Consider the following 22,213-nt stretch of genomic DNA (forward strand, 5'->3'; position numbering starts at 1 on the left):
ACACACTCGCGCGATGGAGAGCGGGCTGATCATGCGTACGCCACGGCCTCGCGTGCCCGGGCGCCCTCGCTCAACACTGGTAGCCCGGACGGCCGGTTGGCAGATGTCCTGTGATCTCCGGCATGCGGGCGAAGGCGGCGACGGTTGAGCTCCCCCGGATCGGCGGCGGGGCAGCACCGTCCCACCCGCTCCAATCCCTCCTCCGGCGACGATCCGGACACCACGTGCCGAGCACTAGCTCGGCTTGCGCAACCGGCCGCTTCCATGATTCCCCGACGCGAACATTCGGCGCCCATCGGCGCCGGGGCGGTCACCGTCAGCATCGGGCTGGCTACGGGCATCGCAGACGCCGAACTCTACGCCCGGGCCGACGCCGCGCTCTACGAGGCCAAGGAGACCGGCCGCAACCGGACATGCTGCGCACCGGCCGCCGCGCGGGAGCGCCACGACGGACGCGTTCTCCAGCTGGTCGGGACCTGACGGCTCATCAGGCGGGACGGGCTGCCGCGGTTCACGCGCCCGCGAGCGCCGGGCACCGGGGCGTCGCCTCGGACGTTGCCCGGACTGACCGAGAGGAGCCCGTCATGTCCGACCCGAAGCCCGAGGAGGTGGCGCCGGCGACCGAGGATCTCGGCGCCCCGACGCCGCCGAGCCCCGGCCGACCGCCGCCGATCAAGCTGCCACCCGCCCCGAAGACGGGCGACGCGGCACCGACGTCGACGGAGCCTTCCCGGGAGATCGAGCTCGGGCGCTAGGGCGGGACCGACCCCATCGGCCGCCCGCCGGCGTTCACCGCCGCGTCGTGCTCCGGGCTCCTCAGACGCAGATCCCGAAGATGTCCGCGAAACCGCTTCGGCCCGTTTCGGTCACGGTGACGACCCGGGCGTCCCGGGCCCTCTCGATCCAGCCAAGCTCGTCGCATCGGCGGCACAGCGCGGCCCCGAGGCGGCCGGCGAGATGCGGCCGCCGCTCGCTCCAGTCCAGGCAAGGGCGGCAGAAGATCCGCCTGGTCCCGTCGGCGGGCGCGACCGGCACGCCGAAGCGCGCGAGCCAGTCGCGGCCAGCCTCGGTCGCCTCGCCGGCCTCCTCACCGAGCACGATCAGGCCGCGTGATACGAGCGCGTCCGCGATGGCGACGCCGAGGCGTCCGGCGAGATGGTCGTAGCAGGTCCGGGCCTCCCTCAGGGCCGGGCTCACCCGCGGCGTCGCCCGCGGCGTGGCCGCCTCCGGTCTTGCGGCGGCCACCACCAGGATGGTTTCCAGCATCCGGGCAACCTCGGGTGAGGCCAGCCGGAAATATCGGTGGCGACCCTGCACGGCGACGCCCAGAAGGCGCCCCTCGACCAGCTTTCCGAGGTGACCGCTCGCGGTCTGCGCCGTGACGCCCGCGACATGGGCGAGCTCCGTCGCCGTCAGGGCGCGGCCGTCGAGGAGGGCCGTGAGGATGTTGGCCCGCGCGGGGTCCCCGATCAGGGCAGCGGTTCCGGACAGGGTGGCGGCACTCGTCATCCCGAGATCATAGCTCTCCGATCGCGACCGATCACGAGGGAACGCTTCGGCCGAGACCGAAGCGTTCGCCCCTGACATTGCGTGCCGCGCATCCCAATCTCCCCGGCAACGCAGCAGGGGCGATGGCATGCCGACCGAGCCGGCCGAACGGATGGACCCGCGCGAGGAGCACCACAGGGTCACGGTCCCCGGGACCGGGCTCTCCCTGTTCCTGCGGCGGCTGACGCCGCCGGGGGGCCGGGGACGTCCCGTCCTGTACGTGCACGGGGCGACCTTCCCGTCCGCGCTCTCGGTCGCTCACCGCTTCCCCGAAGGCTCGTGGCGCGATGCGCTCTGCCTTGCCGGTCTCGACGTCTGGGCGCTCGATTTCCTGGGCTTCGGCCTCTCGGACCGCTATCCCGCCATGGCCGAGCCGGCCGAGGCAGGCGGTCCCCTGCTGCTGGCCGCGGAGGCCGCCGGACAGGTCGAAGCCGCCCTCCGCCACATCCGCGCGGCCACGGGCGGCAGGCGGATCAGCCTGCTCACCCATTCCTGGGGTTCCCTGCCGGCCTGCCTCCTCGCGGGCAGGCAGCCGGACCTGATCGACCGGCTCGTCCTGTTCGGGCCGATCGCCCGCCGCGACCCGCCCCGCGGCTTGCCGCGCCCGGACGGACCGGCCTGGCGGGTGATCACGGCACGGGCGCAGTGGGACCGCTTCGTCGAGGACGTGCCGGCGGGAGCGCCCCCGGTGCTGGCGCGCCCGGAGTTCGAGGATTGGGCGGAGCGTTATCTCGACAGCGACCCGGATAGCCGCGTGCGCGAGCCGCAGGGTGTGAAGGTGCCCTCCGGTCCCTTCATCGAGATCCTGCGCGCCTGGCACGGCGATCTGCCCTACGATCCGGCTCTCGTCCGGGCGCCCGTGTGCATCGTGCGCGGGGCCTGGGACGGTCTCGCCACCGACGCCGACGCGCGGTGGCTGTTCGACGCCTTCACCGGCTCGCCCGACCAGCACGACATCAAGATCGGACGCGGCACGCACCTGATGCATCTCGAGGCCCGACGCGGGGCGCGCTGGCGGGCATCCGCCGCCTTCCTGAGCGAGGGCGCTTCGGTCTGAACCGATCCAACCAGGGAGACGGAACCATGTTCTCGGTCATCTTCGAGGTCCATCCCGGCACAGGGCAGAAGGACGCCTACCTTGAGCACGCGAAGGTCCTGAAGCCGGAATTGGCGGCCATCGACGGCTTCATCGACAACGAGCGCTTCGCGAGCCGGACCCGGCCGGGCTGGGTGCTGTCGCACTCGACCTGGCGTGACGAGAAGTCGGTAATCCGCTGGCGTACGCATGCCGGTCACCACCTGATCCAGGAGAAGGGCCGGTTCGAGGTCTTCTCGGATTACCATCTCCGCGTCGGCGAGGTGACGACGGATAGCCACCCGCCGCAGGGCCACGCGGTGCGCGAGCAGCGCCTCGACGCGACCGAGATCGGCCGCGCCAAGATGTGCCAGCTCTGCGAGGTGACACCCCGGGAAGGCCAGTCCCTGCCTGACGATCTGGCCGGCGCGCTCGGCCTCGATGCCGCGGCCGTCGGGCTCGTGGCATCGGACCTCTTCAATTCGATCTACAATTCCGGGAAGGCCATGCTGTTGCTGTCCTGGGCCGATTCCGACGCGGCCTCGGCGTTCGCGCCCCTTGCGCCGCCGCAGGCTGAGTCCACGCGCGTCCGGAGAGTACGGGTGATCCGTGATTACGGCATGTTCGACCGGCGCGAGAGCCCGCAATTCTACCCGCCCGTCGACCGAGGGGACGATCGCTGACCCTGGCGTTCGGCGCATCCCGCAACGAAAGACTTCGCCCGCGCTTTGCCCGGCGACGGCGGCCCCCGCTTTGAGCGAGACCTGTTCGCCCGGTGACGCCCACGACGCTGTCGATGAGGGTGTAGAGCGCGGACCGGCCTTGCGGGAAACCGGAGAAACGACATGACCTTTGTGTTCAAGACGGTGGCGTCGCCCGTCGGCGCGCTGAAGATCGTCGCGAGCGATCGCGGCCTCGCGGCCATCCTCTGGGAGAACGATGACCCGAAGCGGGTCCGGCTTGGGCCCCTCGTCGAGAACCCGTCCCATCCCGTGCTGCTGGAGACGGAGCGCCAGTTGGCGGCCTATTTCGAGGGGACGCTCAAGGCCTTCACGGTGCCGCTCGACTTCCAGGGGACCGAGTTCCAGAAGAGCGTCTGGGCAGCCCTTCTGACCATCCCCTTCGGCGAGACCCGGAGCTATGGCGACATCGCACGTCAGATCGGGAGGCCGGGCGCGTCACGGGCGGTGGGGGCCGCGAACGGGAGGAATCCGATCTCGATCATCGCGCCGTGCCACCGCGTCATCGGGGCGGCCGGCGCCCTGACGGGTTTCGCGGGCGGCCTGCATGTCAAGGAACGTCTGCTCGGTCTGGAACGCGCCGGAGCCGGAGCTTCGCGCGGTTGACCGACAAGCCCGGCCGTTCTCCGGTGACGGCGAGGGCAGGCGCCCCGACGGGGCGCCTGCGTGCGTTTCGACCCGGCTTCCCCGGGGAGCGGGATGCGGGGGCCTTCAGTTCGCCCGCGAGACCTCGACGAGGTTGTCCGAGAACGACGGGGCATGCCCCATATCGGTGAACGCGGCCGAACTGATGCTGTTGACCGTGCCCTCGTTGAGCTGCCGCCAATAGCCCAGCGTCGCCACCACGATCCCGTGGCGCACATCGTCGGTGACCCGCGCCACGCCCTTGAAGGCGCCGCGGTCATTGGCGACCTGCACCCGGTCCCCGTCGAGGATGCCGCGCGCCTCGGCGTCGCCGGGGCTGATCATCACGAACTGTTCGCCCTGGCCCTTCTGCTTGTCCTCCATGTTCGCGTAGCTGGAGTTCAGGAAGTAGTGGCTCTTGGGCGAGACGATGTTGAGGGGATAGCGCTTGGCCAGTTCCGGATCGTTGGTGTGCGATTCCCGCGCGCCGACATAGTCCGGCAGCGGGTCGAGCGCCTCGCCGGGCTGGAACCCCGCATACATCTGCCGGAAGGGCGGCGCGACGAAGTTCGTGGCACCCTCGACCTTGAGCATGCACTTGCCCGTCTCGGTCGGGAAGTTGCCCTCCCGGTGCGGGACCCGGTCGTCCGGCGTGCCCACTTTCAGCCGGGCGAAGCCGTGCTCGCGCATGTACTGCAGGTCGTAGCCCTCGCAGGCGGGCGCGTTCCAGTCGACGTAGTGCTCCAGGCACTCCGTGTCGGTCCACTTGAAGTTCTCTTCCTCGAAGCCGAACCGGGCGGCCAGGCGCCGGAAGATCTCGTTGTTGGGGATGGCCTCGCCGGGCGCCTCGGCGCACTTGGTGTTGTAGGTCAGGTAGAGGTGGCCCCAGGACAGGATCATGTCCTCCATCTCCGCCCCCATCGTCGCCGGCAGCAGGATGTCGGCGTAGGAGGCGGTGTCCGAGATGAAATGCTCGGCCGAGACCATGAACAGGTCCTCGCGCATCAGCCCGGCGACGATCTTGTCGGTCTCGGGCGCCTGCGTCACCGGGTTCGAGTTCCAGCACATCATCGACATGATCGGCGGATCGAGGGGCATCTCGCCGGTCAGGGCCCGGCCGATCTGCAGGTTGCTGACGACGCGGGTGCCCTCCGGGATCAGGTCGGGGCGGCACATCACGTCGAACTTGTAGGGGTGCTCCCAGACCGGGAACTGGGTGACGCCGCCGCCGACATGGCGCCAGGCGCCGGTGAGCGCCGGGATGCAGGTGACGGCCCGGATGGTCTGACCGCCGCCGTAATGGCGCTCAAGCGCCACGCCCATGCGGATCCCCACCGGCTGGGCGGTGGCCATCTCGTAGGCGAGCTTGCGGATGTCGGCCGCCGGCACGCCCGTGATCCCCTCGGCCCATTCGGGGGTACGGGGCGCGGCGCGCTCCTTCAGATCCTCGAAGCCCACCGTGTGGTTGTCGACGTAGTCCTGGTCGACGAGGCCCTGCTCGATGATCGAATGGATCAGGGCCATGGCGAGCGCCCCGTCGGTGCCGGGCTTCGGCGCGATGTGCCAATCGGCGGCCTTGGCCGTCCGCGAGGCGTAGGCGTCGATGACGACGACCTTGGCGCCGAGCTTCTGGGCGTCCCTGACGATGGCCCAGTGGTGCAGGTTGGTGCTGATGCTGTTGCAGGCCCAGATGACGATGTACTTGGAGTGGATGTAGCTCTCCGGGTCGAGGCCCGCGGTCGGGCCGACCGTGAGGAGCCACGCCGTGCAGGAGCCCTCGCCGCAGAAGGTGCGTTCGCAGACCGTCGCACCGAGCCGGTTGAAGAAGGCGTCGCCGCCGTTCAGGCCATGCACGAGGCCCTGGTTGCCGAGGTAGCTGTAGGGGATGATGGCCTGCGGGCCGTGCTGGTCGATGATGGCCTTCCAGCGCGTGACGATGGTGTCGAGGGCCTCGTCCCAGGTGATGCGTTCGAACTGCTTCGAGCCCTTCGGGCCGACCCGCTTCATCGGGTAGAGCAGCCGGTCCGGGTGGTAGTGGCGCTTCTCGTAATCCTTCAGCTTCACGCAGAGACCGCCGCGGGTCATCGGATGGACGGGGTTGCCACGCACGCTCAGGAGTTCGCCGTCCTTCACCTCGAACAGCATGGAGCAGGTGTCGGGGCAATCGTGCGGACAGGCGCCGAAAAAGGTCTCGGCCTTGCCCTCGAGCAAGGCCTCGGGATTGACGATCTCGTTCATGTCACTTCCTTCCCAGTCGAGCGCTCGGCCTCTTTGTTTGTCGGCGGGCTTGGCTCGCTGCTTCCTCCCGAGGTGCAGGAAGAAACATAATAATTCCAATTTTCGGTTCTCCGAAAGAGCCAATCGGTTCATCGTTCATGGAGCCGACGCGATGGCGGTCCGGCGCGGACCGCCGGATCCGACGCCGTCCTCGTCCATCGTCGGCGGCGCGGCCCTCGCGCATCCTCCGGAGGCGCTCCGACGCCATAGCGCCACAGGGCGGGAGCCATCGGAGACGACGCCGGTTGTCTGCGCAGGGTCCGCGCAAGCGGACGATTCCCCGAACACCGCCGCCGATCCGTGACGCACCGGGCGCCGAGAGCGGAGCCGTCGCGGGAAACACCGAACCGTCGCGCGCGGACAGGACATCCGAGGAGAACGACATGGCCGATCCCGTCACGATCAAGCCGTACGAGGGTCCCTCCGGCGGCTGGGGGTCGGCCAGGTCCCTGACCGAGATCCTGCTGCGCGAGCAGGTGCCCTTGAGCGGCGGGGCGCTGCTCATGCACCAGAACAAGCCGGACGGCTTCATGTGCGTCAGCTGCGCCTGGGCCAAGCCCGGCAAGCCGGCCGTGTTCGAATATTGCGAGAACGGCGCCAAGGCCACGGCCTGGGAGGTCACCCGCCGGCGCATCACGGCCGATTTCTTCGCGAAGCACACCGTCACCGAACTCGAGAGCTGGCGTGACTACGACCTCGAGGAACTCGGCCGGCTGACCGAGCCGATGCGCTGGGACGCCGCGACCGACCGGTACGTTCCGGTTTCCTGGGAGGACGCCTTCGGGGAGATCGGGGCGGAGCTGCAGGCGGCCGATCCGAAATCGACGGTCTTCTACGCCTCGGGCCGCGCCTCGCTCGAAGCGTCCTACATGTACGGGCTGCTGGCGCGCCTCTACGGCAACAACAACCTGCCCGACAGTTCCAACATGTGCCACGAATCGACCTCCGTGGCCCTGCCCGAGAGCATCGGCTCGCCGGTCGGCACGGTCCTGCTGGACGACTTCGAGCACACGGACTGCATCTTCTTCTTCGGCCAGAACCCGGGCTCGAACGCGCCGCGGATGCTGCATCCGCTGCAGGACGCGAGCAAGCGGGGCGTGCCGATCATCACCTTCAACCCGTTCCGCGAGCGCGGGCTCGAACGCTTCACCAATCCGCAATCCCCGGTCGAGATGCTGACGCGCTCCGAGACGCGGATCACGTCGCAGTACCTGCAGGTCAAGGCGGGCGGCGACCTCGGGGCGCTCTACGGGCTGTGCAAGGCCCTGATCGAGGCGGACGACGCCGCGGCGGCGAACGGCAGCGCGCGCCTGATCGACACCGCCTTCATCGCCCAGCATACCCACGGCTTCGAGGCCTTCGCGGAGTCGGTCCGCGGCACGACCTGGGAGACGATCGAGGCGCAGTCCGGGCTGCCGCGGAGGGAGCTGGAGCAGGCGGCCCGGACCTATGCCCGGGCCAAGGCGACGATGGGCATCTACGGCATGGGCCTGACCCAGCACCGCAAGGGTGTCGAGACCGTGCAGATGCTCGTCAACCTTCTGCTCCTGCGCGGCAATATCGGGCGCCCCGGGGCCGGAATCTGCCCGGTGCGCGGCCATTCCAACGTCCAGGGCCAGCGCACGGTCGGCATCACCGAGAAGCCCGAGCTGGTGCCCGGCGACACGCTGAAGGCGCTCTACGGGTTCGAGCCGCCCAAGGAGAAGGGCCTCAACACCGTCGAGGCCTGCGAAGGCATCCTCGACGGCTCGGTCCGCGCCTTCGTGGCGCTCGGCGGAAACTTCATCCGTGCGGTGCCCGAGACGGTCCTGATGGAAGCGGCCTGGCGCAAGCTGCGGCTCACCGTCCAGGTCTCGACGAAGCTCAACCGCAATCACCTGATCCACGGCGAGATCGCCTACATCCTGCCCTGCCTCGGCCGGATCGAGATCGACGCGCAGCCGGGCGGGCGGCAGGCGGTGGCGATGGAGGATTCGACCGCCTGCATCCACGGCTCGAAGGGCTATGCGGAGCCGGCGAGCCCGCAACTCCTGTCCGAGCCCCGTATCGTCGCCGGCATCGCCAAGGCGACGCTTGCCCCCAACCCCAGCATCGACTGGGACCGCTGGGGCAGCGACTACGCCAGCGTGCGCGACGCCATCGAGGCGACCTATCCGAGCGAGTTCAAGGATTTCAACGCCCGGATGTGGCAACCGGGCGGTTTCCGCCGGCCGATCCCGGCGGCCGAACGGGTCTGGAAGACGGAGACCGGCAAGGCGAATTTCGTCACGCCGCAAGGGCTCTCGGCCGATCCCGACACGGAGCAGGCGGATCCTGCCGTGCTGCGCCTGATCACGATGCGGTCGAACGACCAGTTCAACACCACGATCTACGGCTACGACGACCGCTTCCGGGGGGTGAAAGGCACCCGCATGGTCCTGTTCATGAACAGGACCGACATCGCCCGGCTCGGCCTCCGCGATGCGCAGACCGTCAGCCTGATCGGGGCCGCGAGCGACGGTGTCGAGCGGCGCGTCGACGGTTTCCGGGTCCTCGCCTACGACGTTCCGGTGGGCTGCGTCGGAGGGTATTATCCGGAGTGCAATCCGTTGATCCCCCTCTGGCATCATGCGGAGCGGAGCAAGGTTCCGGCGGCGAAGTCCGTCCCGGTGCGCATCCTGGCGCCGTGACGGGCTCGGATGCACCGCATCCGTCGATCATCCGACCGGACGATCCGAGGCGGACTTCGGGGAAGCTCCAAGTCGGCATCATGGGTCAGAGGATTCCCACCGGCAGGCGGGGATGCGCCTCGCCTGACGCCTTCGCCGCCGAGGCCCGCATCGACGGCGCCGAAGGCGTGATCGCGGCGCTGTCCGATGCCGACGTCGTCCATTTCCCGACGGATCCCGGCGCGCCCGTCTCCAAGGGCCGCATGGTCAGCGGAAACACCCTGGCGGGCGAGGAGTCGAGCCGGCCCAGGGCGATACCGTAAAGGCACGCCATTGTTCCAAAATCCGCAACAATGAAGTGTTAAGAACGACCATTCTCGAAATCGGCTGCGCGCGGCATGCTGCCATCCGCGGATCGGGATGCGCCCCGTCCCCGATATCGGGAGTCGAATCATGAAGCTCTACCATTATGCCCTGTCGGGCCACGCGCACCGGGCGCGCCTGTTCCTCTCGCTCGTGGGCGTGCCGCACGAGCTGGTCGAGGTCGACATGAGGTCCGGCGCCCACAAGAAGCCCGAGTTCCTCGCCCTCAACCCGTTCGGGCAGGTGCCGGTGCTGGAGGACGACGGCGAGGCCGTCTCGGATTCCAACGCCATCCTGGTCTACGTCGCCCGGAAGCTCGGCCGGACCGACTGGCTCCCCGAGGATCCGCGCGGCGCGGCCGCCGTCCAGCGCTGGCTGTCGGTGGCGGCCGGCGAGGTCGCCTACGGACCGGCGGCGGCGCGGCTCGTCACGGTGTTCGGCGCGAAGTTCGATCCCGACGAGGTGATCGGCCGGGCGCACACGCTCCTCGGCCGCCTCGACGCCCATCTGGCCGGACGCGACTGGCTCGTGGGCGCGCACCCGACCATCGCGGATGTGGCGATCTACAGCTACGTGGCGCGCGCGCCGGAGGGCAACGTCGACCTGTCGGGCTACCCCGGCGTCGACGCCTTCCTGCGCCGGATCGAGGCCCTGCCGGGCTTCGTCCCCTTCGCCGAGACGCCCGCCGGCCTCTCGGCCGTCGCGTGACCTGCGGGAGCCGGCTGCGCCGCGGGGCATGGCTGGCCGAACCGGACCGGAGGAGGAGGAGGCGATGCGTGAGATTCAGTCCTTGTCGAAGCTGCCGACCTGGCACGCCGGCGAGACGGCCATCCAGAAGACGGTCGGCGTCGCCGAGCGGATGGCGGCGATCGGCGAGCGCATCGTCCGGGACCACCTGCCGGACCAGCATCGCGCGTTCTTCGCTGAGGTCCCCTTCATCGTCCTCGCCAGCGTCGACGGCCGGGGCGACGCCTGGCCCACGCTGCTTGCCGGAAGGCCCGGCTTCATCGCCTCGCCGACGCCCCGGCTCCTGGAGATTGAGGCGCGGCCCGACACCGGCGACCCGGCGCGCGAGGGCCTGCGCGGGGGCGAGGCCATCGGGCTCCTGGGCATCGAGCTTCATACGCGACGCCGCAACCGCCTGAACGGCATCCTCCGGGCCTCCTCGGGCGGCGTCCTCCGCGTCGAGGTCGACCAGAGCTTCGGCAACTGCCCTCAGTACATCCAGCTGCGCGACACCGCCTTCGTCCGCGACCCGAGCGAGCCCTTCGCGGGCGTCGTCGAGGAGGGCGACGTCCTCGACGCGGCGGCGCGCACGATGATCCGGGCGGCCGACACGTTCTTCGTCGCGTCCTACGCCGAGCGCGAGGACCGCCGCCAGGTCGACGTCTCGCATCGCGGCGGCAGGGCGGGCTTCGTGCGCGTCGGCGAGGACGGCACCCTGACCGTCCCGGATTTCGCCGGCAACCTGTTCTTCGCCACGCTCGGCAACATCCTGTCGAACGGCAGGGCGGGGCTCGTCTTCGCCGATTTCGAGACCGGCGACCTCCTGCAGATGACCGGCGAGGCCGAGGTGATCCTGGACTCGCCCGAGATCGCAGCCTTCCAGGGCGCCGAGCGCCTCTGGAGCTTCCGGCCGCGCAAGGTGGTGCGCCGCCGGGGCGCCCTGCCGCTGCGCTGGTCCCTGCGGGCGGAGGGCTGGTCGCCCAATTCCCTGATGACCGGCGACTGGCGGGAGGCCGCCGACCGCCTCCGCGCGGCCGATCTCGCGACGCGCTGGCGGCCGTTCAGGGTGACGAAGCTCGTCGACGAGACCCCCTCGATCCGCTCGTTCCACCTCGCCCCGGACGACGGGGCCGGGCTGATCCCGCATCGGGCGGGGCAGCACCTGCCCATCCGGGTGACGCTCCCCGGATCGGAGACGGCCACCATCCGGACCTACACGCTGTCGGTCGCCCCCTCGGACGCGGCCTACCGCATCAGCGTCAAGCGCGACGGCGCGGTGTCGCGCCACCTCCACGAACGCATCCGGGTCGGCGACGTCATCGAGGCGCGCGCGCCGGCCGGCGGCTTCACCATCGACGCGCACGAGGCACGGCCGGCAGTGCTGCTCGCCGGGGGCGTCGGGATCACGCCGCTCCTCGCGATGCTGCGGCATGTCGTCTACGAGGGGCTGCGCACCCGGGGCATTCGCCCGACCACGCTCGTCCAGGCCGCCCATTCGAAGGCGGACCGGCCCTTCGACCGGGAGCTGGCCGACCTCGCCGAGGCGGCGCAGGGCGCCGTGCGGATCGTGCGCGTGCTCGGCGACGGCGCGGGCGCGCGGGCCGGCACCGATTACGACGCGCTCGGCCGGATCGACATGGCCCTGCTGACGCGCGTCCTGGCTTTTGCCGACACCGACTTCTACCTCTGCGGGCCGCCATCCTTCACGCAGGCGCTCTACGACGGCCTGCGCGCCTGCACCGTCGCCGACGACCGGATCCATGCGGAGGCCTTCGGCCCCGCCTCGCTGGTCCGGACCGCGGCGCCCGCCGTCTCGGCGCCGCCGCGCCCAGCGCCCGCGCAGACGCCCGTGCCGGTGGCGTTCCTCGATTCCGCCAAGGAGGCGCGCTGGTCGCCGGGATCGGGAACCCTGCTCGACCTCGCCGAAGCGCGCGGCCTCAGTCCGGACTTCAGTTGCCGGGAGGGAAGCTGCGGGACCTGCCGGACCAGGCTCCTGGCCGGGGCCGTGGCCTACCTCAGGACGCCCACCGCGACCGTCCAGGCGGACGAGGTGCTGATCTGCTCGGCGGTGCCGGCCGAGGGCGCCGACCGAGTCCAGCTCGCCCTCTGATCAGGCCTGCGCCCGGCCACGGGCGATCGATCGGCCGCGAGCAACGATCCCGTCCGGCCCTTCGGCTTCGCGGATCCGTGGTCGAAGCTCATCCGGGGCGGAGCGGCCGGACCGCGCGGAGCACCCTCGCGGACGACGTCGACCCCGCGCCGGATCCCGGGATAACGGTCCGTTGCCGACCGCCGGGCCGCGTGGTGCCCGGAGGGCGGTTGCGACTCGGGTCCCGCTGCGTCTAACCCGCTTCACCGACCGAGCTCGCCCGAGGAGAACGCCATGTCCCGCCCGCCGCTGCCGCCCTTCGACGAACGGAGCGCCATCGAGAAGGTCCGCCTCGCCGAGGATGGCTGGAACGGCCGCGATCCCGCCAAGGTCGCGCTGGCCTACACCACCGACACCCGCTGGCGAAACCGTGCCGAGTTCCTGAACGGCCGCCAGGAGGTCGAGGCCTTTCTCACCCGCAAGTGGAACCGCGAACTCGACTACCGGCTCATCAAGGAACTCTGGACCTTCGCGGGCAACCGCATCGCGGTGCGCTACGCCTACGAGTACCACGACGACAGCGGACACTGGTTCCGGGCCTACGGCAACGAGAACTGGGAGTTCGCCGAGGACGGGCTGATGCGCTTCCGCCACTCCAGCATCAACGAGCTGCCCATCGCGGAGGCGGACCGCAAGTTCCACTGGCCGCTCGGCCGCCGGCCGGACGATCATCCGGGGCTCAGCCACTTCGGCTTCTGACCGCCCCTTCGCCCGGACGGCGCCGCCCTGTCCCGCTTGACCCGCGCTGAGCGCGTGCGCCCCTCCCGCGCGCTCGCCCCGGACGCAAGCGGCGCCGAACGCCTCGACACGGGCTCGACCATCCTGCAGTGAACCGGCAGCGCGCCGACGGCGGCCGTCGGAGATGTCGCGGACATCCCGGCCGGGGTGACGGAGCGAGGGGCCATGGATCGTTGGCAGGCCATGCGCATCTTCGCGAAGGTCGCGGAGACCGCGAGCTTCGCCGAGACCGCGCGCCTCATGCACATGAGCCCACCGGCCGTGACGCGCGCGGTGGCCGCCCTCGAAGAGGCGATCGGAACCCGCCTGTTCGTCCGCACCACGCGCTCCGTGAAGCTCACGGAGGCGGGCGGCCGCTACGTCGAGGATTGCCGGCGCATCCTGGCCGACATCACCGAGGCGGAGGCCGCCGCCGCGGGCTCGTACGCGACGCCCTCCGGGACGCTCGCGGTCACGGCGTCGGTCCTGTTCGGGCAGATCCACGTCCTGCCCGTCGTGACCGATTATCTCGACGCCTACCCGACCATGTCCGCGCGCACGTTCTTCGTCGACCGCCCGGTCAACATCGTCGAGGAGGGCATCGACGTCGCCGTCCGCATCGGCCACCTGTCGGATTCCGGCCTGACGGCCGTGAGGGTCGGCGCGGTCCGCCGCGTCGTCTGCGGCTCGCCCGCCTATTTCGCGAGGCATGGCGTCCCGACACGGCCGTCGGATCTGAAGGATCACCGGATCGCGGTCTCGACCGGCGCCTGGGCCTCGCCCGAATGGCGGTTCGCGCACGACCAGCGCGTGACCATCCACCCGACCCTCCAGAGCAACACGAACGAGGCCGGCATCGCCGCCGCCCTGGCGGGCTGGGGCCTGACGCGGGTGCTGCACTACCAGATCGGTCCCGCCCTGCTCGAGGGCCGCCTCCAGATCGTGCTCGCCGATCACGAGGAGCCGCCGCTGCCGATCCACGTGCTGCACCCGGAGGGCCGGCACGCGCCGGCGAAGGTGCGGACATTCGTCGACCTCGCGGTGTCGCGGCTCCGCGGCAGCCGGCTCCTCAATGAGGCGACCGGGACGGCAACCGATGCCGGAGCCGGTCGTTCGCCGGCCTGATCTCCGGTCGCGGCGGGACAGCTCATGATTTGTTCAACGTTTCCGGCCGCCGCGCGCGCCGGTCGGAGCCGGCGTCTTGTCGCGGTTCTCGGCGACGAGCTTGCGCCAGCGGCTCAGGCGCTCCGGGTCCAGCGCGCCGTCGGCGACGGCGGCCTGCACGGCGCAGCCGGGTTCGTGGGCATGGGTGCAGTCCCGGAACCGGCACAGGGGCGCGCGTTCGGTGATCTCGGCAAACAGGGTCTCGATCCCCTGCGCGGCGTTGCTGACGTGCAGCGTGCGCATTCCCGGCGTATCGATGACCCAGCCGCCCCCCGCGATGGCGTGGAGCGAGCGCGACGTCGTGGTGTGGCGCCCCTTGGCGTCGTGCTCGCGAATGCCTCCGGTCTCCTGGGGCTGGTCCTGGCCCGGGCCGGCCAGGGTGTTGACCAGGGTCGATTTGCCGACACCGGAGGAGCCGACCAGCGCCACGGTCTGCCCCGGGCCGCACCATGGCGCGAGGGTGCTCGCGGCTCCGGGCAGACGCGGGTTGACGGGCACGACGGGGAGCCCGCGCTGCAACGCGGCGGCCCGATGCCGGTAGGGCTCCACGTCCGCCACGGTGTCGGCTTTGGTGAGCAGGATCACCGGGTTCGTGCCCCCCTGATTGGCCAGCGCCAGGTAGCGTTCCAGCCGCGCCGGATTGAAATCCGCGTTGCACGAGGTGACGACGAACAGCGTGTCGACGTTGGCGGCGGCGGGCTGCAGGATCGGGCTGCCCTCGGTCCGCCGCTCCAGGACCGATTTGCGGGCAAGGCGGCGGCGCAGGGTCAGGCTGTGCGGATCGACCAGCACCCAATCGCCCACGGCGAAATCGCCGGTGTTGGTGTGCGCCGGAAGCGTCAGCGCGACGGTTCCGTCGAGCGCCAAAGCGGTCAGGCGGGAGCGGTGAACCGTGGCGATCCGCATCGCGGCGAGATCGACCTCATGGGGCTCGCGCTGCTCCTCGAAGAAGTCGGACCACCCGAGGCCGGCGGGCGGCGCGGGATCGAGGGCGGCGGCATGATCGGTCACCGCTCCGGCATGACACGGCGCCACGCTCCTGGCCAGCGCGCCGTGTCCCGGCGGGTCTGTTCCTTCGACTGCCGAGCGGAAGGGTGGTTTCCCGGTCTCGCAGGACGTTCGCCGCGACCGCACCGTCGCGATCTGCGTTCGGCCGAATGACCTAACGCTGGGCGGGCCCCGGACCCTCGCCCCCCCGGGTCGCGATCCAGAGAACGTGCCGGGGACCGCTCGTGCCACCATTCGCCCGCACGCGAACCTCGTCGACGGCAAAGCCGAAGCGCCGCAGCCGTGCCTTGAACCTCCGGTCCGGCCTGCCCGCCCAGACACCCAGGATCCCGCCGAGCCGGAGCGCGTAACGCGCCCGCTTGAGACCCCAGGCATCGTACAGGCGGTCGTTCTCCCGCCGCATCATTCCTTCGGGGCCATTGTCGACATCGAGCAGGATGGCGTCGTACTGGGCCGGGCCCGATTGGATGAGGCGGTTCACGTCGGTCTCGACCAGCTCGACACGCGGATCCTCCAGGCATCCGGCGAACAGGGGCGCGAGCGGACCGCGCGCCCAGGCCGTCACAGCCGGCACGAGCTCCGCGACGACGACGCGCGCCTCGGGCCCGAGTTCTTCGAGAGCCGCCCGCAACGTGAAGCCCATTCCGAGGCCGCCGATCAGGATCCTGGCGCGCGGGCGATCCCCGAGCCGTGCGCAGGCGAGCGTGGCGAGCGCCCGCTCGGATTCCCGCTCCCGATTGTTCATCAGCTCGGCCGTTCCGACCACGATGGAGAATTCGTCGCCGCGCTGCATCAGGCGCAACGCGACGCTCTCCCCCGGTACGGAGCCGGTCTCGAGATGAACCCAAGGAATCGCCATGACTGTCCTTCGCGTGGCGTACCGTGCTTGCCCGCGCACCGGACCCGGTCCGGCCGCGTCGCGACCCGGCCTGCCGCACGGCCGAGCCTGACGTGCGATCAGATACGCTCGCCGCCGAGGCTTAAACCACAGGCCAGGCTCGGCTTGGAGTCCCGATCCCAACCCGGCGACAGCAGCGGAGAGGCTTTCTCGCGACGTTCCGGCATCCCTTTCATCGACCGAAGCCGCGCAAGGCCGACACATGCCTTCTACAGCTCCACCCGCGCGAGCGCGGCCTCGACCGATGGTCTGCCTCCGCAGTCGCTCGCCATCGCGCTTGACAGACCGGCCTGACCGCAGCCCCATCCGGACACCGCGTTCTCGCGAGCCCCGAACCGCGACCGGTGCGCCGGCGGGATATGGTCCGCCGAGCCGCATGGGTTCGCCCATCACCCGATGCGCGTGATCTGGAGCAGGTCGCCGCATCATCCGGATTGATCCGATGAGACACGATACCCTGCGCCTCGGCGCCTTCTTCTATGCCACCGGCCATCACATCGCGGGCTGGCGCCACCCGTCCAGCGAGGCCGATGGCGGCCTCAACCTCGAACGCTATGTCGGCTGGGCCCGGCGCGCCGAGGCGGCGAAGTTCGATCTCGTTTTCCTCGAGGACGGCACCGGCATCCGGGACACCAACCTTCGTTCGAGCGAGCGCACGGCGCGCTCGACCCATTTCGAGCCCGTCACGCTGCTGTCGGCGCTCGCGGCGGTCACGAGCCGCATCGGGCTGGTCGCCACGACGTCGACGAGCTTCAACGAGCCCTACAACGTGGCCCGCCGCTTCGCCTCCCTCGACCATCTCAGCGGCGGCAGGGCGGGATGGAACCTCGTCACCTCCGCGACGGATGCGGAGGCGGCCAATTTCGGCAACGACACGATCGCCCGCCACACCGACCGCTACGAGCGGGCCGAGGAGTTCATCGACGTCGTCCTCGGCCTCTGGAAAAGCTGGGACGACGACGCGGTCATCATCGACCGCGACAGCGGCCAGTTCTCGAAGCCGGACGGCTTCCGGCCGTTGAACCACAAGGGCAAGCATTTCGAGGTCCGGGGACCGCTCAACATCTCGCGCACCCCCCAGGGGCAGCCCGTCCTGGTGCAGGCCGGCTCATCGGGACCCGGCAAGGATCTGGCGGCACGGACGGCCGAGATCGTGTTCACAGCCAACCAGACGCTCGCCGAGGCGGTGGAATTCTACGGCGACCTCAAGGAGCGCATGCCGGGCTTCGAGCGTGCCCCCGACGACCTCAAGATCATGCCCGGCCTCTTTCCCGTCGTCGGGCGCAGCGAGGCCGAGGCGCGCGCCAAGTTCGAGGAACTCCAGGCCCTGATTGACCCCGTCGTGGGCCTCGCGCTTCTGGAGCGCATGATCGGCGGGTTCGATCTGTCGGGCTTCGACCCCGACGGGCCGGTGCCCGAGTTGCCCGAGGCCAACGGCGCGAAGTCCCGCCAGCAACTGATGTTCGACCTCGCCCGCCGCGAGGGTCTTACCCTGCGCCAGCTCTACCTGCGCATCGCGGGAGCGCGCGGCCATTCGCAGATCGTCGGAACGCCCGCGCAGATCGCCGACGAGATGGAGGAGCGCTTCCGGGCGAACGGGGCCGACGGCTTCAACATCATGCCGGCGACCTTGCCCGGTGGCCTCGACGACTTCATCGATCTGGTGCTGCCCGAGCTGCGCAAGCGCGGCCTGTTCCGGCCGGACTACGAGGGCCGGACGTTGCGCGACCATCTCGGCTCGCATCCGCCCGCTCACGGGTCGAGATCGGCACCCTGAGTCGATCCGCGCCGGGATCCTGGCCTCTCAGGCTCGGGCGCATGGCCGGCATCAGCCCCCGCGACGACATCATCGCGGGGGCCCGGGAACGGAGGGGCTCTTCACCAAGGCGGCGAGGGCCGCAGGTGGGTGAGGGGCCAGACGCTAGGCGAGCGCGGGCGACCCGAGCGCGTGGGCCGAGATCGGCGCAGCCGACTGCCGGAAGGCCGCGCCATCGGTATCCCGCTTGAAGGAGAAGCGCAGCCTGTCGGCGCCGACACGCCCCCAGGTCCAGTCGACGCCGCAGGCGCCGAGGCGCCAGGCATGGGACATCACGTCGGCCAGGCCGTCGTCGAAGCAGGGAACGACCACGGTGTGGGGAAACTCGGGCGACAGCAGCTTTGCATCCATCGATGGGCTCTCCGATACGGTTGGGCTCCGGGGCGGGGTGGTTCGCGCGCTGAACACAGACGACAACGCTCAAGCTTCAATGTCAATCCGATGAGCAAAGTCTATACCTTGTCCGTCCGAGTACTGCGGTGCACAAGCATGAATTCGGCAGAATTCGGGCTTCTTCACTTGCTTCCACCTTGAGACCTTCACATGATCCATCTCACAGATCGCCAACGAATCACTTCAGGAGACTTGCCATGTCTTCGAGTGCGTTCAATGTCTTCCACCGGAAAACCGAGCCGGATCTGCACTGCGCGATCCGCCAGGGTCGCCCGGTTCCGATCTTCATCGCAGAGCAGGATTGGGAGTTCGGCGGGACCCTCAACCCAGACGAAGCGCGCCAGCCGGGGTTCCGCGTGAGGGCAGCCGAGGCTGCAGACCGCCTGCTCGGCTTCTATCTTTTCCAGGCCTTGCCGGCCTGAGAACCTCTCCGCCGGTTCAATCGCCACGGCTTCGATGCCGCCGTGGGTCGCCCCCTGCCTGGGTCCGAAACAGCGTTTGCGGGCAGGGCGGACGGCATAGAAGCCGCAACTCGGCCACCGACGACCGTCGCCGGCGAGGCCTGGACGATTGATCCCTCCGCGCCCCGCCTCGATCCCCCGCATCGGACCGATCTTCGAGGCGCGTCTCTACCAGTCCGCGCCGATGGTCCGGTAAGAGAGGAGGGACCTACGGCGCGAGGATGTGATGCATGCATGATTCCGATGAGCCCGATTCCGGCAAGCACGCAGGGACCCACGCGCCCGGCGGCGCCGGCTCCGCCGCGGAGCGCTGGAAGCACGACGGAGTGCGGGTGATCCCGGGGGGCCAGCTCGATCCCAATACCGCGCAGACGCCCGGCATGTTCCGGCAGGCGGCGATCAACCACGCGCGCGTCGGCGCCCAGAAGATCTGGGCCGGCACCGTGGCGATCGAGCCCGACGCCAAGACCGGCGTGCACCATCACGGGGCGCTCGAGAGCGTGATCTACATCGTCTCGGGCCGGGCCCGGATGCGTTGGGGCGAGCGCCTCGAATTCGTGGCGGAAGCCGGCCCGGGCGACTTCATCTTCGTGCCCCCTTACGTGCCGCACCAAGAGATCAACGCCTCGACGGACGAGCCCCTGCACTGCGTGCTGGTGCGCTCGGACAACGAGGCGGTGGTGGTCAACCTGCCGGATGTCGAGCCCGTCGAGCGGCCCGAGGCCGTCGCCTGGATCGACCCGATCCACAAGCACCCGTGATGCTCTCCGCGAGGGCTGCGGCCCGGAGCGGCGCCCTCCACCGCGCCGGCGAGGCCCGCAATGTCGATCCGGCCGAGACCGGAGGGCGGAGGCACGGCTCTGATCATCGGGTCGCCCCCGCGGCTCAATGCGCTTCGGTGACGGGCCCCGTCGGCGGGGCGACCTTGCGCATCAGCGGCACGAGCGCCGTGGCGAGGGCGAAGCAGGCGGTGATGACGACGAACGCGTCGGCGTAGGTCATGGTCTGCGCCTCGCGGAAGGCGAGCGACCAGAGCTGGCGCAGGCTGGTCGCGTGCGCGTGCGCGGGGTCGCCGACGAAAAGGGCCGCATTCCGGGCCTGCGACCGCTGCAACAGGGTCGTCATGGCGGGGTTCGCCGCGTTCAGGTGCTCCGCGATCCGCAGGAAGTGCAGGTTGGTGCGGTCGTTGAGGATCGTGGCGCAGGCCGCGATGCCGATCGCGCCGCCGAGGTTGCGCATCAGGTTGAACAGGCCCGAGGCGAGCTTGAGCTTGTGCGGTGCGAGGCCGCCGAGCGTCAGCGTCACCGTGGGGGCGACGGCGAATTGCTGCGCGAAGCCGCGCATCGCCTGCGGCCACAGGAGCTCGTGCCAGCCCCACTCGTGGGTGATCGGCGTGAACGACCACATGCTCAGCCCGAACAGGCCAAGCCCGAACATCATCAGCCAGCGTAGGTCCACCCGCCGGGCGAGCACGGCGTAGACGGGGATCGCCATGACCTGGAACACGCCGGTCGAGAACACTGCGAGCCCGATCTGCAGGGCCGAGAAGCCGCGCACGCGGCCGAGGAAGAGCGGCGTGAGGTAGATCGTGGCGAAGATGCCGATCCCTGTGACGAAGGAGAAGAAGCAGCCGAGCGCGAAGTTGCGGCTCTTCAGTGCGGTGAGGTCGACGATGGGCTGCGCGTAGGAAAGGCTGCGCCAGAGGAAGCCGAGCCCCGCGAGTCCGGAAGTCCAGGCTGTCGCGCGGATCGTCGGATCCTCCATCCAGTTCCAGCGCGGCCCCTCTTCCAGCGTGTATTCGAGGCAGCCGAGGAACACGCCCATGAGGGCGATGCCGAGCCAGTCCGCGGATCTGATAAGGGCGGGCTCGGGCTCGTCGATGCGCACCATCCGGGGGACCACGATCGCCACGAACAGGCCGGGCACGAGATTGACGAAGAACAGCCAGTGCCAGGAATAGTGGTCGGTGATCCAGCCGCCGATTGTCGGCCCGAGCGTCGGGGCAAGCGACGACAGGGCGCCGATGGTGGCCGCGGCCACGACCATCTTCCTGCCGGGGAAGAACGCGAAGGCCGTGGTGAACACGGTGGGGATCATCGAGCCCCCGAGGAAGCCCTGGAGCGCCCGGAACGCGATCATGCTCTCGATGTCCCAGGCCCAGCCGCAGAGCAGGCTGGCGGCCGTGAAGCCTGCGGCCGAGACGCAGAACAGCCAGCGCGTCGACATCACCCGGGCGAGGAAGCCCGACATCGGGATCACGATGATCTCGGCGATGAGGTAGCTCGTCTGCACCGAGGCCACCTCGTCGGGGCTCGCCGAGAGGCCGCCGCCGATGTCCTTGAGCGAGGCCGAGACGATCTGGATGTCGAGGAGCGCAATGAAGAAGCCGACGCACATCACCGCGAAGGCGAAGACCTTGCGCGCGTCCGAGAGCTGCGCCGGACCGGCCGCGGACTTGCCGGTGCTCACGGGGTCGCCGCAGCGACCGCCGGTCCGGTGCGCTCCTCCGCGGGCGAGCCACCGCGCAGATCCACCGTGGCGGTCACCGAGAGGCCGGGCCGCAGCCGCCCGAGGACGCCGCCGTCCCCGTCGAGCAGGATGCGCACCGGCACGCGCTGCACGATCTTGGTGAAGTTGCCGGTGGCATTCTCGGTGGGCAGCACGCTGAATTGCGCACCGGTCGCGGGCGCGAGGCTGGCGAGGTGGCCGGTGAAGGTGACGTCCGGCAGCACGTCGGCCACGATCGCGGCGCGCTGGCCGGTCCGCATGCGTCCGAGCTGGCTCTCCTTGAAGTTCGCGTCGATCCAGAGGCCCTGCGCCGGCACCAGGGCAATCAGGCCCGCGCCGGCGACCGCGTAGGCACCGGCCCGGGCGCTCCGGTTCCCGATGGTGCCGTCGATCGGCGCACGGATCTCGGTGTAGCCGAGGTTGAGGCGGGCGATGTCGCGCTCGGCCCGGGCCTGGTCGCCGGTGGCGCGGGCCTGGGCCTTCTGGGTGTCGATGACCGCGAGCCGGCGCTCGGCCGCGTCCAGCGCTGCGCTCGCCTTGACGGCGGCGGCATCGGCCCGCTTGAAGTCGGAATCCGCCTGCTGGAAGCGCTGCTCGGAGGCGTATTGGCTCGCGGAGAGCTGCCGGTAGCGATCGTAGTCAAAGCGGCTCCGGGCGGCTTCGGCCTGTGCCGAGAGCAGCTCGGCCCTGGCGCCAGCGATGTCGGCCTCCTGGAGGCGGCGCATGGCGTCGAGGTTGAGGAGCGTGGCGTCCGTCCCCGCGACGGTGGCCTCGGCCTTCGCGAGGGCGGCCCGGAAGTCCCGGTCGTCGATGCGCAGGAGCAGGTCGCCGGCACGGACGCTCTGGTTGTCGGCGACCGCCACCTCCACGATGAAGCCCGGCACTTTCGGGGCGATGACCGTGACGTCACCCCCCACATAGGCATCGTCGGTGGTCTCGAGGAAACGTCCCGTCGCCCACCAGTAGCGCCCGTAGGCGCCGCCGCCCGCGAGCAGCACGAGGGCGAGCGCGGCAAGCAGCAGCCGCCGGCGCAGCGGATGCGTGCCTGAGGCCCCGCCCTCGGCGCGTGGTTCCCCGGGTGACGCGGCGGCGGTCATG

21 protein-coding genes are annotated in these 22,213 nt (G+C 70.3%); 14 read left to right on the plus strand and 7 right to left on the minus strand.

Annotation, left to right across the window (positions count from 1 at the left end; translation table 11 throughout):
• Positions 1–264 precede the first annotated feature (264 nt).
• Together F6X51_RS09615 and F6X51_RS27795 are read left to right on the plus strand one after the other, a co-directional pair.
• Positions 265–480 carry a nucleotidyl cyclase domain-containing protein gene (locus F6X51_RS09615; protein WP_407658495.1) on the plus strand — a complete coding sequence of 72 codons (216 nt, stop codon included), beginning with the start codon at positions 265–267 and terminating at the stop codon, positions 478–480.
• Between the two features lie 104 nt (positions 481–584).
• Positions 585–755, plus strand: coding sequence for a hypothetical protein (locus tag F6X51_RS27795; protein ID WP_191970058.1), 171 nt, complete (start codon positions 585–587; stop codon positions 753–755).
• 61 nt (positions 756–816) lie between these two features.
• Here the strand turns inward: F6X51_RS27795 and F6X51_RS09620 are convergent, their stop codons facing one another.
• Positions 817–1,509, minus strand: coding sequence for an ArsR/SmtB family transcription factor (locus F6X51_RS09620; RefSeq protein ID WP_150963014.1), 693 nt, complete (start codon positions 1,507–1,509; stop codon positions 817–819).
• A gap of 127 nt (positions 1,510–1,636) precedes the next feature.
• Between F6X51_RS09620 and F6X51_RS09625 the strand changes: the two genes are divergently transcribed.
• The 3 genes from F6X51_RS09625 (at position 1,637) to F6X51_RS09635 (ending at position 3,969) form a co-directional block, all read left to right on the plus strand.
• Positions 1,637–2,605, plus strand: coding sequence for an alpha/beta hydrolase (locus F6X51_RS09625; protein ID WP_150963015.1), 969 nt, complete (start codon positions 1,637–1,639; stop codon positions 2,603–2,605).
• 26 nt (positions 2,606–2,631) lie between these two features.
• Positions 2,632–3,306, plus strand: a complete 675-nt coding sequence (locus tag F6X51_RS09630) for an antibiotic biosynthesis monooxygenase family protein (RefSeq protein ID WP_150963016.1) — start codon at positions 2,632–2,634, stop codon at positions 3,304–3,306.
• 162 nt (positions 3,307–3,468) lie between these two features.
• Positions 3,469–3,969: a methylated-DNA--[protein]-cysteine S-methyltransferase gene (locus F6X51_RS09635; RefSeq protein WP_150963017.1), complete on the plus strand. Its 501-nt coding sequence runs from the start codon at positions 3,469–3,471 to the stop codon at positions 3,967–3,969.
• A gap of 105 nt (positions 3,970–4,074) precedes the next feature.
• Here F6X51_RS09635 and F6X51_RS09640 read toward each other — a convergent pair whose 3' ends face one another.
• Entirely contained in the window at positions 4,075–6,225 is a 2,151-nt protein-coding gene (locus F6X51_RS09640) for a molybdopterin-containing oxidoreductase family protein (RefSeq protein WP_150963018.1), read from the minus strand.
• 422 nt (positions 6,226–6,647) lie between these two features.
• On the opposite strand from F6X51_RS09640, the gene F6X51_RS09645 reads away from it, so the two are divergent.
• The 6 genes from F6X51_RS09645 to F6X51_RS09670 all read left to right on the plus strand — a co-directional run bounded on the left by F6X51_RS09645 (position 6,648) and on the right by F6X51_RS09670 (position 13,992).
• The gene (locus tag F6X51_RS09645; RefSeq protein ID WP_150963019.1) at positions 6,648–8,933 is read left to right on the plus strand and encodes an FdhF/YdeP family oxidoreductase; all 2,286 of its coding nucleotides are present in this window, start codon (positions 6,648–6,650) and stop codon (positions 8,931–8,933) included.
• Positions 8,930–9,235, plus strand: coding sequence for a hypothetical protein (locus tag F6X51_RS09650; protein ID WP_150963020.1), 306 nt, complete (start codon positions 8,930–8,932; stop codon positions 9,233–9,235). The genes F6X51_RS09645 and F6X51_RS09650 overlap by 4 nt, the downstream gene beginning before the upstream one ends.
• Positions 9,236–9,365: 130 nt before the next feature.
• Entirely contained in the window at positions 9,366–9,983 is a 618-nt protein-coding gene (locus F6X51_RS09655) for a glutathione S-transferase family protein (protein WP_150963021.1), read from the plus strand.
• 64 nt (positions 9,984–10,047) lie between these two features.
• Complete coding sequence (locus F6X51_RS09660; RefSeq protein ID WP_150963022.1) at positions 10,048–12,111, plus strand: 2Fe-2S iron-sulfur cluster-binding protein; 2,064 nt, start codon at positions 10,048–10,050, stop codon at positions 12,109–12,111.
• 273 nt (positions 12,112–12,384) lie between these two features.
• The gene (locus tag F6X51_RS09665; protein ID WP_150963023.1) at positions 12,385–12,849 is read left to right on the plus strand and encodes a nuclear transport factor 2 family protein; all 465 of its coding nucleotides are present in this window, start codon (positions 12,385–12,387) and stop codon (positions 12,847–12,849) included.
• A gap of 204 nt (positions 12,850–13,053) precedes the next feature.
• Positions 13,054–13,992 (plus strand): LysR family transcriptional regulator, encoded by a 939-nt coding sequence (locus F6X51_RS09670; RefSeq protein WP_150963024.1) that lies wholly within the window; start codon positions 13,054–13,056, stop codon positions 13,990–13,992.
• A 33-nt stretch (positions 13,993–14,025) separates the two neighbouring features.
• Here F6X51_RS09670 and rsgA read toward each other — a convergent pair whose 3' ends face one another.
• Together rsgA and F6X51_RS09680 are read right to left on the minus strand one after the other, a co-directional pair.
• The gene (rsgA, locus tag F6X51_RS09675; protein ID WP_150963025.1) at positions 14,026–15,042 is read right to left on the minus strand and encodes a ribosome small subunit-dependent GTPase A; all 1,017 of its coding nucleotides are present in this window, start codon (positions 15,040–15,042) and stop codon (positions 14,026–14,028) included.
• Positions 15,043–15,193: 151 nt separating this feature from the next.
• Positions 15,194–15,898 carry a spermidine synthase gene (locus tag F6X51_RS09680; protein ID WP_150963026.1) on the minus strand — a complete coding sequence of 235 codons (705 nt, stop codon included), beginning with the start codon at positions 15,896–15,898 and terminating at the stop codon, positions 15,194–15,196.
• Between the two features lie 481 nt (positions 15,899–16,379).
• Between F6X51_RS09680 and F6X51_RS09685 the strand changes: the two genes are divergently transcribed.
• On the plus strand, positions 16,380–17,714 hold the full coding sequence (locus F6X51_RS09685) for an LLM class flavin-dependent oxidoreductase (RefSeq protein WP_150963027.1): 1,335 nt from the start codon (positions 16,380–16,382) through the stop codon (positions 17,712–17,714).
• Positions 17,715–17,858: 144 nt separating this feature from the next.
• Here F6X51_RS09685 and F6X51_RS09690 read toward each other — a convergent pair whose 3' ends face one another.
• Positions 17,859–18,104 (minus strand): hypothetical protein, encoded by a 246-nt coding sequence (locus F6X51_RS09690; protein ID WP_150963028.1) that lies wholly within the window; start codon positions 18,102–18,104, stop codon positions 17,859–17,861.
• A gap of 239 nt (positions 18,105–18,343) precedes the next feature.
• Here F6X51_RS09690 and F6X51_RS09695 point away from each other — a divergent pair, with 239 nt between their 5' ends.
• Positions 18,344–18,568 (plus strand): hypothetical protein, encoded by a 225-nt coding sequence (locus F6X51_RS09695; protein WP_150963029.1) that lies wholly within the window; start codon positions 18,344–18,346, stop codon positions 18,566–18,568.
• 269 nt (positions 18,569–18,837) lie between these two features.
• On the plus strand, positions 18,838–19,368 hold the full coding sequence (locus tag F6X51_RS09700) for a cupin domain-containing protein (RefSeq protein ID WP_150963030.1): 531 nt from the start codon (positions 18,838–18,840) through the stop codon (positions 19,366–19,368).
• 124 nt (positions 19,369–19,492) lie between these two features.
• On the opposite strand, the gene F6X51_RS09705 is transcribed toward F6X51_RS09700, so the two are convergent.
• A complete protein-coding gene (locus F6X51_RS09705) occupies positions 19,493–21,076 on the minus strand; it encodes a DHA2 family efflux MFS transporter permease subunit (RefSeq protein WP_246696727.1) in 1,584 nt (527 codons plus the stop codon).
• The gene (locus F6X51_RS09710; RefSeq protein ID WP_150963031.1) at positions 21,073–22,212 is read right to left on the minus strand and encodes an HlyD family secretion protein; all 1,140 of its coding nucleotides are present in this window, start codon (positions 22,210–22,212) and stop codon (positions 21,073–21,075) included. The genes F6X51_RS09705 and F6X51_RS09710 overlap by 4 nt, the downstream gene beginning before the upstream one ends.
• Between the last annotated feature and the right edge of the window lies 1 nt (position 22,213).

It is taken from the genome of Methylobacterium planeticum, from assembly GCF_008806345.1.
In the GTDB taxonomy this organism is placed as follows: domain Bacteria; phylum Pseudomonadota; class Alphaproteobacteria; order Rhizobiales; family Beijerinckiaceae; genus Methylobacterium; species Methylobacterium planeticum.